12 protein-coding genes are annotated in these 12291 nt (G+C 71.3%); 10 read left to right on the top strand and 2 right to left on the bottom strand.

Features of this window, described 5'->3' with window-relative positions:
• The first annotated feature begins 221 nt into the window (after window positions 1–221).
• Window positions 222–998, top strand: a complete 777-nt coding sequence (locus EDD93_RS23225; protein ID WP_185092414.1) for a VOC family protein — start codon at window positions 222–224, stop codon at window positions 996–998.
• Between the two features lie 69 nt (window positions 999–1067).
• Here EDD93_RS23225 and hypB read toward each other — a convergent pair whose 3' ends face one another.
• Window positions 1068–1838, bottom strand: a complete 771-nt coding sequence (gene hypB, locus EDD93_RS23220; RefSeq protein ID WP_123526990.1) for a hydrogenase nickel incorporation protein HypB — start codon at window positions 1836–1838, stop codon at window positions 1068–1070.
• Window positions 1839–1841: 3 nt separating this feature from the next.
• A complete protein-coding gene (locus EDD93_RS23215) occupies window positions 1842–2171 on the bottom strand; it encodes a hydrogenase maturation nickel metallochaperone HypA (protein WP_123526989.1) in 330 nt (109 codons plus the stop codon).
• Window positions 2172–2430: 259 nt separating this feature from the next.
• Between EDD93_RS23215 and EDD93_RS23210 the strand changes: the two genes are divergently transcribed.
• Genes EDD93_RS23210 through hypF form a run of 9 tightly spaced genes read left to right on the top strand, consistent with a single transcriptional unit; the run spans window position 2431 to window position 12269 of the window.
• Window positions 2431–3486 (top strand): hydrogenase expression protein HypE, encoded by a 1056-nt coding sequence (locus tag EDD93_RS23210; protein ID WP_123526988.1) that lies wholly within the window; start codon window positions 2431–2433, stop codon window positions 3484–3486.
• Window positions 3487–3533: 47 nt separating this feature from the next.
• Window positions 3534–5327: a nickel-dependent hydrogenase large subunit gene (locus EDD93_RS23205; protein ID WP_123526987.1), complete on the top strand. Its 1794-nt coding sequence runs from the start codon at window positions 3534–3536 to the stop codon at window positions 5325–5327.
• Window positions 5327–6268, top strand: coding sequence for a NifU family protein (locus EDD93_RS23200; protein WP_123526986.1), 942 nt, complete (start codon window positions 5327–5329; stop codon window positions 6266–6268). Before EDD93_RS23205 ends, EDD93_RS23200 begins: the two co-directional genes overlap by 1 nt.
• A complete protein-coding gene (locus EDD93_RS23195) occupies window positions 6265–6918 on the top strand; it encodes a DUF5947 family protein (protein ID WP_185092413.1) in 654 nt (217 codons plus the stop codon). The genes EDD93_RS23200 and EDD93_RS23195 overlap by 4 nt, the downstream gene beginning before the upstream one ends.
• Window positions 6915–7598 carry a DUF6084 family protein gene (locus EDD93_RS23190; RefSeq protein ID WP_123526985.1) on the top strand — a complete coding sequence of 228 codons (684 nt, stop codon included), beginning with the start codon at window positions 6915–6917 and terminating at the stop codon, window positions 7596–7598. Before EDD93_RS23195 ends, EDD93_RS23190 begins: the two co-directional genes overlap by 4 nt.
• Before the next feature lie 34 nt (window positions 7599–7632).
• A complete protein-coding gene (locus tag EDD93_RS23185) occupies window positions 7633–9027 on the top strand; it encodes a hypothetical protein (RefSeq protein ID WP_123526984.1) in 1395 nt (464 codons plus the stop codon).
• The gene (locus EDD93_RS40835) at window positions 9024–9143 is read left to right on the top strand and encodes a DUF6893 family small protein (RefSeq protein WP_393609240.1); all 120 of its coding nucleotides are present in this window, start codon (window positions 9024–9026) and stop codon (window positions 9141–9143) included. Before EDD93_RS23185 ends, EDD93_RS40835 begins: the two co-directional genes overlap by 4 nt.
• 13 nt (window positions 9144–9156) lie before the next feature.
• A complete protein-coding gene (locus EDD93_RS23180) occupies window positions 9157–9702 on the top strand; it encodes a hydrogenase maturation protease (RefSeq protein ID WP_123526983.1) in 546 nt (181 codons plus the stop codon).
• Between the two features lie 2 nt (window positions 9703–9704).
• Complete coding sequence (gene hypF, locus EDD93_RS23175; RefSeq protein ID WP_123526982.1) at window positions 9705–12269, top strand: carbamoyltransferase HypF; 2565 nt, start codon at window positions 9705–9707, stop codon at window positions 12267–12269.
• Window positions 12270–12291 lie beyond the last annotated feature (22 nt).

The raw sequence follows: 12291 nt of genomic DNA, 5'->3' as shown, positions 1-12291 counted from the left end.
TCGCGCAGTGGCCTGCCCACCCGTAACAACGACGAAATGGTCGTACCAGCACAAAGCGGAACCTCGTCCGTCGAGATCACGGAAAGTGCGGCGCGGCCGGGGCGCATCGGGCGCCGGGTGGTGCGAGCATCTGCACGGGGCGTACACATCCCGTACCGCACGACGGCGCGCAGGCCCGTTCCCCCGTACGGCCACCACGATGGTCCGAGGAGATAGTGACGATGACCGAGGCTGCCGCTCGGCGTACACCCGGAACACCTTGCTGGGTGAGCCTGATCGTGCACGGCCTGGACACGACCCAGAACTTCTACGCCGAACTGTTCGGCTGGGAGTTCGGACCGGGCCCGGAGCAGCTGGGCCCGTACGTCCGGGCCCTGATCGACGGCGAGGAGGTCGCGGGCATCGGGCAGCTCTCTCCCGACCGCCACCTCCCGATCGCCTGGACGACGTATCTGGCCACCGACGACGCCGATCTCACGGCGGAGGCGATCCGTGCCTGCGGCGGCACGGTCGGTGTCGGGCCGCTCGACGCGGGCGACGCGGGCCGGATGGCCATCGCCTCCGACCCCAGCGGGGCCGTCTTCGGGATCTGGCAGGCCGGCCGGCACATCGGCACCTCGACGGCGGGAGCGCCCGGGATGCCGGTCTGGAACGAGCTGGTGACCCGGGAGACGGCGACGGTCGCCAAGTTCTACCAGGCGGTCTTCGGCTATGGGACGGAGGCCGTGGTCTCGGCCGACTTCGACTACCAGACCCTGCACCTGGACGGCCGACCGGTGGCCTCGCTGCACGGTGTCGGCCACGGGCTGCCGAGGGACCGCGGCCCGCACTGGATGACGTACTTCGAGGTCGCGGACACCGACGAGGCCGCACACCAGGTGGTCGAGCTCGGCGGGCACATCCTCCAGGCGCCCAGGGAGGGCGCCTCCGGCAGGGTGGCGACGGTCGCCGATCCCGAGGGCGCCGCCTTCACGATCGTGCAGTCCACGAAGCGCTGACGCGGCGGGGGCGGGGCCGGGTATGGGGGGCGGCGACCGCCGCCGCCCCCGTCCGTCCCCACGGTCCGGCTAGCTCTGCGCCGCGAGCCAGTCGTACCAGTGGGTCAGGCCCTCGCCGCTGGTCGCGGAGACCGTCAGTACGCGCACGTCCGGGTTGACCGAGCGCGCGTGCCGGGTGCACTGCTCGACGTCGAAGTCGACGTAGGGCAGCAGATCGGCCTTGTTGATCAGGATCAGGTCGGCGGCGGCGAACATGTACGGATACTTCAGCGGTTTGTCCGTGCCCTCGGTGACCGAGATGATCACGGCCTTGGCGCGCTCGCCCAGGTCGAACATGGCCGGGCAGACCAGATTCCCGACGTTCTCCACCATGAGCAGCGAGCCCTGCGCCGGCGACAGCGCGGTGAGCGCGTCCCGCATCATCTCCGCGTCCAGGTGGCAGCCCGCCCCGGTGTTCACCTGCACCACGGCGCAGCCGGTGCGGCCGATCCGGTCGGCGTCGAGCCTGGTCTCCTGATCACCCTCGATGACCGCGACCGGGCGGCGGCCGGCGAGATCGGTGATGGTGCGCTCGAGCAGGGTGGTCTTGCCCGCGCCGGGTGAGCTCATCAGGTTCACGGCCACGACGCCGCGCCCGGTCAGCCATGTCCGGTTGTGCTCCGCGAGGAGGTCGTTCTTGGCGAGGACCTTCTGCTCGATGGTGACGGTCTCCACGGCGCCGCCCGGCTGAGGGCCGGGGTGCGGGTGCGGGTGCGGATGTCCGTGATCCGGCTCGTCCTCCCGCAGCATCGTGATCCGGGTGCCGCCGGACTCCTCGGAACAACCGCAGGTGCCGCACATGGTTCAGCCCACTCTCATGGAGACGATCTGCAGTTCCTGTCCCGATGTGATCTCCACATCCGCGCTGCCGCAGGGACACAGCAGAATCAGGTCGGTCAGGGTGAATTCGACAGCGCAGGTCCGGCAGCGTCCGGCGCCGGGCCGCTGCTCGATCTCCAGCTCGGCGCCCTCGGCGGCCGTTCCCTCGGTGACCAGGCCGAAGCAGAAGCGCATCGAGTCGGGCACCACGGCGGTCAGCGCACCGACGCGGACGCGGACCGTGCGGACCGGACGCCCCTCGGCCCGCTCGCACACCGAGTCGACGACGCTCTGTGTGATGGCCAGCTCGTGCACCGGTTCGCCTCGTCCTTCCTGGGGTGGTCCCGACCGTAGGGCGGCGACGGCGCCCGTCCGCGTCCGACCGGACCGGCGCCCGGCGGGATCACCCGACCGGTCCACGGCCTGCGGTCATTCGGCCCCCGGGAACGGGGCGGGCCGTGAATTCCCCGTGTTGCCGGTCCATCCGAAACGAGGCGTGATGGTAGCAATGTGCGCGTACCCATCCGTGGGGGCCGATGGCCGGTGGGCCGTCATCCTGAAAGGCGGCACTTCCATGCCGACAGAGGAAGCGGTAAAAGCGGAGGACACCCTGATCCACGTTCTGTGGATCAACGCGGGACTGAGCTGCGACGGCGATTCCGTTTCGCTGACCGCCGCCACTCAGCCGAGCATCGAGGAGATCGCGCTCGGCGCCCTCCCCGGACTGCCGAAGATCGCCGTCCACTGGCCGCTCATCGATTTCGAGTGCGGCCCCAACGGCGGTGCCGATGATTTCCTCGAGTGGTTCTTCAAGGCCGACCGCGGAGAGCTGGAACCGTTCGTCCTGGTCGTCGAGGGATCCATTCCGAACGAGCAGTTGCACGACGAGGGTTACTGGTGCGGATTCGGCAACGACCCCGCGACCGGGCAGCCGATGACCACCAGCGAGTGGCTCGACCGGCTGACCCCGAAGGCCACCGCTGTCGTCGCGGTCGGCACCTGCGCGACGTACGGCGGCATCCACGCCATGGCGGGCAACCCGACCGGCGCGATGGGGGTGCCCGACTACCTGGGCTGGGACTGGAAGTCCAAGGCCGGGATCCCGATCGTGTGCGTTCCCGGCTGCCCGATCCAGCCGGACAACCTGTCGGAGACGCTCACCTACCTGCTCTACATGGCGACCGAGCAGGCGCCGATGATCCCGCTGGACGACGCGCTGCGGCCGGCGTGGCTGTTCGGGTCGACGGTGCACGAGGGCTGCGACCGCGCCGGGTACTACGAGCAGGCGGACTTCGCGACGGAGTACGGCTCGCCCAAGTGCATCGTCAAGCTCGGCTGCTGGGGCCCGACGGTCAAGTGCAACGTGCCCAAGCGCGGCTGGATGAACGGCATCGGCGGCTGCCCCAACGTCGGTGGCATCTGCATCGGCTGCACCATGCCGGGGTTCCCGGACAAGTTCATGCCGTTCATGGACGAGCCCCCGGGCGGAAAACTCTCGACCAACGCGGTCGGGCTGTACGGGTCGACGATGCGGCGGCTGCGCCGTATCACCACCCACACCCTGGACCGCGAACCGAAATGGCGTAAGCCCGGCAGGGAACTCATCACCGGCGCCACACGCACCTGGTAAGTGACCGCGCACATCACCGCAACGGACAGAAAGATGAGGCGGCGCACATGACCGCGACGCAGCACAAGGGTGCCCGGGGAGGCCAGGGAAAGAACGACCTGGTCGAAATGGCATGGGATCCCATCACCCGGATCGTCGGCAGCCTGGGCATTTACACGAAGATCGATTTCAAGCAGAAGGTGGTGGCCGAGTGCCACAGCACCAGCTCCATCTTCCGCGGCTATTCGGTCTTCATGAAGGGGAAGGACCCGCGGGACGCGCACTTCATCACCAGCCGCATCTGCGGAATCTGCGGTGACAACCACGCCACCTGTTCCTGTTACGCGCAGAACATGGCGTACGGAGTGAAGCCGCCGCACCTGGGCGAATGGATCGTGAATCTCGGCGAGGCCGCTGAGTACATGTTCGACCACAACATCTTCCAGGAGAACCTGGTCGGGGTCGACTACTGCGAGAAGATGGTCGCGGAGACCAACCCCGGGGTGCTGGAGCAGGCCAACCGCACCGAGTCCCCGCACGCCGAGGCCCACGGGTACAAGACCATCGGCGACATCATGCGGTCGCTGAACCCGTTCACCGGGGAGTTCTACCGCGAGGCGCTCCAGGTCAGCCGGATGACCCGGGAGATGTTCTGCCTGATGGAGGGGCGGCACGTCCACCCCTCCACCCTGTATCCCGGCGGCGTCGGCACCGTGGCGACCATCCAGCTGATGACGGACTACATCACCCGGCTCCAGCGGTACGTCGAGTTCATGAAGAAGGTCGTGCCGATGCACGACGACCTCTTCGACTTCTTCTACGAGGCCCTGCCCGGGTACGAGCAGGTCGGCAACCGGCGCATCCTGCTGGGCTGCTGGGGCTCCTTCCAGGACCCGGACCACTGCAACTTCGAGTACAAGGACATGACCGACTGGGGCCGGAAGATGTACGTCACCCCCGGTATCGTCGTCGACGGGAAGCTGGTCACCACCGACCTGGTGGAGATCAACCTCGGCATCCGGATCCTGCTCGGCTCGTCGTACTACAACGACTGGGACGAGCAGGAGACGTTCGTGTCCCACGACCCGCTCGGCAACCCGGTCGACCGGCGCCACCCGTGGAACCAGCACACCAACCCGCAGCCCCAGAAGCGGGACCTGGACGACAAGTACAGCTGGGTCATGTCGCCGCGGTGGTTCGACGGCAAGGACTACCTGGCGCTCGACACGGGCGGCGGGCCGCTCGCCCGGCTGTGGGCCACCGCGCTGGCCGGCCTGGTCGACATCGGCTACATCCAGGCCACCGGCCACAGCGTCAAGATCAACCTCCCCAAGACCGCGCTCAAGGGCCCGGTCGAGCTGGAGTGGCACGTCCCGAAGTGGAGCAACACCATCGAGCGCAACCGGGCGCGCAGCTACTTCCAGGCGTACGCCGCCGCCTGCGCGCTGCACTTCGCGGAGAAGGCGCTCGCCGAGATCAGGTCCGGCAACACCAAGACCTGGGAGAAGTTCGAGGTGCCCGAGGAGGGCGTGGGCTGCGGGTTCACCGAGGCGGTGCGCGGAGTGCTCTCGCACCACATGGTGATCCGGGACGGCAAGATCGCCAACTACCACCCGTACCCGCCGACCCCGTGGAACGCGAGTCCCCGCGACACCTACGGCACTCCCGGCCCGTACGAGGACGCCGTGCAGGGCCAGCCGATCTTCGAGGAGAACGACCGGGAGAACTTCAAGGGCATCGACATCATGCGCACGGTGCGCAGTTTCGACCCCTGTCTGCCGTGCGGCGTGCACATGTATCTCGGCGAGGGCAAGAAGCTGGAACTCCTGCACTCCCCCACCCAGTCCGCGGGCAGCGAGTGATGGCGCGGCAGGACGCCCCGCCGGCGCCCGACTGGCGGGCCACCGGTGACCGTATCGACACCCTGATCGCCGCCAGCGGCTCGGGGGGCGCGGTCGCCCGCGAGCGCAGCGAGGAACTGGTGCGGCTGGTCGTCGACTTCTACGGCGCGGGCCTCGAGCGGCTGCTCGACCTCGTGCACGAGCAGGGGCGGCTGGACGACGGCGTGCTGGCCGCGCTGGCCGGTGACGATCTGGTGGCCAGTGTCCTGCTGGTGCACGGGCTGCACCCGTACGGCGTGGAGACCAGGGTCGAGCAGGCGCTGGAGAGCGTGCGGCCCTATCTGGGCTCGCACGGCGGTGACGTCGAGCTGCTCGCCGTCACCGACGAGGGCACCGTCCGGCTGCGGCTGCTGGGCAGTTGCGACGGCTGCCCGTCGTCCTCGGTCACGCTGAAGCTGGCCGTGCAGGGCGCGGTGGAGGCGGCGGCTCCGGAGATCACCTCGATCGAGGTCGAGACCGCCGCCGAGGAGTCCGGGGCGGCGGAGCCGCTGGTGCCGGTGGACTCGCTGTTCGCGCGGCTGCACACCGACGCCGGGGCGGCCCCCGGGGACGGCGCGTCCTGGGAGGTCGTCCCGGAGCTGTCGGGTCTTGAGTCCGGCACCGTGGCCCGGGTCGAGGTCGGCCGGATGCCGGTGGTGGCCTGCCGGGTGGGCAGGGATCTCTTCGCCTTCGAGGACCGGTGCGCGCGCTGCGAGCGGCCGTTCGAGGGTGCGGCGCTGGCGCGGCGGCTGGGCGGTGGCTCGGGCGACGCGATCCTGCGCTGCGCCGGCTGCCGGGCGCACTACGACGTGCGGCGGGCGGGTGTCTGCCTCGACGAGGACGGCGCCCACCTGGCCCCGCTGCCGCTGCTGTCGGAGGGCGGCGAGGTCTCCGTTTCGGTGCCCGTGACGGTGGCGCCGTGATCGCGGCAGGGCGTTCCGCGTCCCCGGCGTCGACGCTGCTGCGGCTCAGCCGGAACCGGCCGCAGCCGGCCGCCGGGGAGCGCTGCGAGATGTGCGCCGAGCCGATCGGCCAGGAGCACTCGCATGTGGTGAACCTCGACAGCCGCGCCCTGATGTGCGGCTGCCGGGCCTGCTACCTGCTGTTCACCGACGAGGGGGCGCAGCTGCGCTACCGGGCGGTGCCCGAGCGCTATCTGCACTTCGCCGGTCTGACGGTCGACGGGCGGGCCTGGGACGAGCTGCAGATCCCGGTCGGGCTCGCCTTCCTCTTCCGCAACTCCGTGCAGGACCGGATGGTCGCGTTCTACCCGGGTCCGGCCGGGGCCACCGAGTCGGAACTGCCGCTGGACGCCTGGGAGGCCGTCGTCGAGGCGAGCCCGGAGCTGGCCGGCCTGCGCCCCGATGTCGAGGCGCTGCTGATCCGGCGCACGGCCGGGGGCGGCGGCTCGTGCCACCTGGTGCCGATCGACGCCTGTTACGAGCTGGTGGGGCAGCTGCGCACGCTGTGGCGCGGCTTCGACGGCGGCTCCGAGGCACGCACCGCGATGGACGCCTTCTTCGCCCGGGTGGCGGACCGCAGCCGGCCGGCCGAGGGGATCGGGGCGCCGTGAACGACTTCGCGTTCTCCGTGCTCGACATGTTCGCCGAGCCGTACGCGGCATCGCCGCAGCTGACGGCGAGGCTGCGGATCGAGGAGCGGACGGGCCGGCGCATCCACGCCGTCGCGCTGCACTGCCAGGTCCGCATCGAGCCGCAGCGGCGCCACTACGACGATGCCGAACAGAGCGGTCTGCACGCCCTGTTCGGCGGCCGGGAGCGCTGGACGGACACCCTGAAACCGTTCCAGTGGATGAGCTGCGACACCACGGTGCAGGGGTTCAGCGGGTCGGCTGAGGTCGATCTCGCGCTGCCCTGCACCTACGACTTCGATGTGATCGGCTCCCGCTATCTGCACGCCCTGGGCGAGGGTTCGGTGCCGCTCGCCCTGATGTTCTCCGGCACGGTCTTCACCCGCGGCAGCAAGGGCTTCGGGGTCGAGCAGGTGCCGTGGGACTGCGAGGCCCGCTACGCCATGCCGGTCGAGGTGTGGCGGCAAATGGTGGCCGCGCACTTCCCGAACACCGGGTGGATCAGGCTGGACCACGAGGTGCTGGCGCGCTTCGCGGACTTCCGGGCCCGGCGCGGGCTGATCAGCTGGGACGAGACGGTCCAGGCACTCCTGGCCGGACACGACGAGATGGGTCCGGTGGGCGTCGGACCGGCGCTCCCGGACGAGGCGGTCCCACGATGAGCCCTGACCGGGCGGGTTCGGAAGAGGTGGTCCTGTGAGCCTTGACCAGGTGCGTTCGATCGCGGACGCCGTCCTGTACGAGGGCTATCTGCTCTACCCGTACCGCGCGAGCTCGCACAAGAACCGCTCGCGCTGGCAGTTCGGGGTGCTCGGCCCGCCGAACGCCTCGGCGGCGAGCTTCGGTGAGCGGCCGGGGATGGAGACCCAGGTCCTGCTGGCACCGCACGAGGGACCCGCCGCCGTCACCGTGCATCTGCGCTTCCTCCAGCTCCAGGTCCGCGAAGTGCGGAGCCGGGACGCGGACGGGGTGGAGGAGCCGGTCGAGCGGCTGACCGTGGACGGGGCCGAAGTGATGTCGTGGGACGAGGCGGTCGAGCGGGAGATCGTGCTGGCCGCGCTGCCGTTGGGTGAGGCGGTGGACACCGTCCACGAGGTCTCCGGCGGGGAGGACAGCGAGCCGCTCACCGACGCGCATGGCGCGGTGGTGGGCCGGATCGTGCGGCGGCGGCTGCCGCTGGCGGTCCGCATCCGTACGGAGGCCGTCGTGGACGACGGCTGCACGCGACTCACGGTGGCGGTGAGCAACGAGCACCAGGAGCCGGTGGACACCAAGGACGCCGCGATCCGGTCCTCGCTGATCGGCGCGCATCTGCTGCTGCGGGCGCACGACGCGGAGTTCGTCTCGCTGCTCGAACCGCCCGCCGGGGCGGCGGCCGCCGCGGGGCGCTGCCGGCAGAACAGGTGCTGGCCGGTGCTCGCCGGCCCGAAGGGGACGACGGACGTCCTGCTCGGGGCGCCGATCATCCTGTACGACTACCCGGAGGTCGCCGAGCAGAGCCCCGGCGCCCTGTTCGACTCGACCGAGATCGACGAGATCCTGACCCTCCGGGTGATGACCATGACGGAGGCGGAGAAGGCGGAGGCGCGGGCCACCGACCCGCGCGCCCGGGAGATCATCGACCGGTGCGACGGCATGTCGCCCTCCGCGCTCCAGGAGCTGCACGGGCTGCTGCGCGACCCGCACCTGCCGCGTCCCGAAGCCGAGGTGCGCCCCCCGGACGACGTGGGGTCCGCCGCCTTCGACACCGCGGGCGCCCCGTGGTGGGACCCGGCGGCCGATGCCTCGGTGCGGCCGGACAGCGACGCGGTGGTGATCGACGGGGTCCGGGTGGCCAAGGACAGCCTGGTGCGCGTACATCCGTCCCGGCGCGCCGACGCGCAGGACCTGTTCTTCGCCGGCCAGGTGGCCCGGGTGACCGCGGTGCTCTCGGACGTGGACGGCGGCACGCACGTCGCCCTGGTCCTCGTCGACGACCCGGCGTCGGACCTGCACGACTGGTACGGCCGCTACTTCTACTTCGCACCCGACGAACTGACCCCGCTGACCGTCGAGGAGACGGCGCGGCACCGAGAGGAGAACCGATCGTGAAGACCCTGGGCATCATCACCGCCGGCGTGGCGGCGGCCGTGGCGCTGGTCGCCGTGTGCGTCGGCGTCAAGTCGATCCCCGACGTCCGCCGCTATCTGCGCATCCGCTCGATGTGAGCCGCCGGCACCGATGACGACGACAAGCGAACCGGGCACGGCCCAGCGGGTACTGGTGGCCGGCATCGGCAATCTGTTCCTCGGCGACGACGGGTTCGGCCCGGAGGCCGTCCGCCGGCTGGCCCGGGACGGCGGACTGCCGCCGCAGGCACGGGTGGTGGACTACGGCATCCGCGGCATGCACCTCGCGTACGACCTGCTGGACGGGTACGACGCGCTGGTGCTGGTCGACGCCTACCCGGGTGGCGGAGCGCCCGGGGAGCTGACCGTGCTGCGCATCGGCGCGGAGGACCTCGGTACGGGTGAATTCGATGCCCATGGGATGAATCCGGTCGCTGTCCTTGCAAACCTGGATCAATTGGGCGGTACTCTTCCGCTCACCTACCTCGTCGGCTGCACACCCGCCGGAGTCGAGGAGGGCATCGGGCTCAGCGAAGCCGTCGAGAACGCGCTGCCCGAGGCCGTACAGACAGTGCACACCCTGGTCCGACAGCTCGTGCCGGACCGGCCGCCCGTACCCACCGCGTCCGTGAAAGGCGCCGAACCCCGGAGATCCTGATCATGTGCCTGGGCATTCCTGGTCGCGTCGTGGAGATCGTGGACGGGTATGCGGGCCAGCTGGCTCTGGTCGATGTGGAGGGCGCCAGGCGCCGCGTCAACATCGGCATGCTCGACGAGGCACCCGGCCGCGACGACTGGGTGCTTCTGCACATGGGCTTCGCCGTCGAGCTGATCGACCGGGCGAAGGCCCGCGAGGCGCTGTCGGGCCTGGAGATGATGGGCCGGGGCCGGGCCGAGCGCGTCCGACGCAGGTTCGAGGTGTGCGGGGTCGTGCAGGGCGTGGGCTTCAGGCCCTTCGTCTACGTCACCGCGTCCGAGCTGCTGCTCACGGGCACGGTGACGAACACCGGCGACGGGGTGCTCGCCGAGGTCGAGGGCGACGCCGACGCGGTGGAGGAGTTCGGCCGCCGGCTCCGTGCCGACGCCCCGCCGCTCGCGGTCGTCGTGGACGTGCGCACCAGCGAGCAGCCGACGCGCGGCGGTACGGGCTTCACCATCAAGGTGTCCGGCGGTGACGGCGGCCGGGCCAGGACGCTCGTCTCGCCGGACACCGCGACCTGCCGGGAGTGCCTGGACGAGCTGGCCGACCCGGCGAACCGGCGCCACCGCCACCCGTTCATCACCTGTACGCACTGCGGCCCCCGCTTCACGATCGTCACCGGCCTCCCGTACGACCGGGCCGCCACCACGATGGCGGACTTCGAGATGTGCGGGGCCTGCCGGGCGGAGTACGAGGACCCGGGCGACCGGCGCTTCCACGCCCAGCCGATCGCGTGCCCCGACTGCGGGCCCCGGCTCGAACTGGTCGGCGGCGACGGGGTGTCCCGCTGCCGCGACGAGGACGCGCTGCGCCGTGCCCGGGAGTTGCTCGCCGACGGCGGGATCCTCGCGGTCAAGGGGCTCGGCGGCTACCACCTGGTGTGCGACGCCCGCGACGACGCGGCCGTGGCCGAGCTGCGCCGGCGCAAGCGGCGCGGCGGCAAGCCCTTCGCGGTGATGGTGCCGGGGCTCGACGTGGCGCGGGAGCTGGTGACCGTGACGGCCGAGGACGAGGAACTCCTGACCGGCGGCCGCCGGCCCATCGTTCTGCTGCCCCGGCTCTCCGGGGACGGGGCCGGGGACGGCTCCGGGGTGTCTGCCGCCGTGGCGCCCGGGAGCCCCGACCTCGGGCTGCTGCTTCCGTACACCCCCCTGCACGTGCTGCTCTTCGGCCTCGGGGACGACCGGCCGGGGCCGGACGCGCTGGTGATGACGTCGGCCAATCTCTCGGGCGAGCCGATCGTCACGGACGACGCGGACGCGCTGACCCGGCTGGCCCCGCTGGTGGACGGCTGGCTGCGGCACGACCGGCGCATCCACGTGCCGTGCGACGACTCGGTCAGCCGCTGGGTGGCCGGCGCCGAACTGCCGGTCCGCCGCTCTCGCGGATACGCGCCCCTGCCGATCGCGCTGCCCTTCGAGGTGGAGCCGACGCTCGCCGTGGGCGCCGACCTCAAGAACACCTGCGCGCTGGGCGAGGGCCGCTACGCCTGGCTCAGCCAGCACATCGGCGACATGGACGACCTGGCCACGGTGGACGCGCTGACCAGGACCGAGAAGCACCTGGAAGACCTCACCGGGGTGGCGCCCGCCCAGCTGGTGGCCGACCGGCACCCCGGCTACCACTCCGCCGGCTGGGCCCGCGCGCACGCGGCCGGGCGGCCGGTCCGCACGGTCCAGCACCACCACGCGCACATCGCCTCCGTGATGGCCGAGCACGGGCTGGGCAAGGACGAGCGCGTGATCGGCATCGCCTTCGACGGCACCGGGCACGGCGACGACGGGGCGGCCTGGGGCGGTGAGGTCCTGGTGGCGGGTTACGCCTCCTTCCGCAGGGCCGCGCACCTGGGTTACGTACCGCTGGCCGGGGGCGACGCGAGTGTGCTGCGCCCGTACCGGATGGCCCTCGCCCACCTGCACACGGCCGGCATCCCCTGGGACGGGGACATTCCGCCGGTCGCCGCGTGCCCGCCCGCCGAACGCGAGGTGCTGGCGCATCAGTTCGCCACCGGGTTCGGCTGTGTGCCCACGTCGGGCATGGGCCGGCTCTTCGACGCCGTCGCGTCCCTGGCCGGCCTCCGGCACGAGGTGGCGTACGAGGCGGAGGCCGCCATGGAGCTGGAGGGCGCGGCCCGCGGCGCAGCCGGTTCCCCGGTGGCCCCCGAGGACGGCTACCGCTTCGGGATCCGGCCCGGCGCGGGCGAGGAGCCCTCGGTCGCGGACCCGGGCCCGGTCGTGCGGGCCGTGGTGTCCGACGTACGGGCGGGCGTCCCCGCCGGGCTGGTCGCCGCACGCTTCCACGCGTCCGTCGCCACGCTGATCACCGAACTCGCGGACCGCTGCCGCACGCAGACCGGTCTCGGCACCGTGGCTCTGGGCGGCGGTGTCTTCCAGAACGCGGTACTGCTCGAAGCGGCGCAACACGGTCTGGCCGAGAGAGGTTTCACCGTCCTGCGGCCGAGGCTGCTGCCGCCGAACGACGGCGGGATCGCGCTCGGCCAGCTCATGATCGCCGCGGCGGGCTGACCGCCTCGCACCTCCCGTACCC

Source organism: Streptomyces sp. 840.1 (assembly GCF_003751445.1).
Classification (GTDB): domain Bacteria; phylum Actinomycetota; class Actinomycetes; order Streptomycetales; family Streptomycetaceae; genus Streptomyces.
This window is presented reverse-complemented; position numbering and strand designations above follow the sequence as displayed.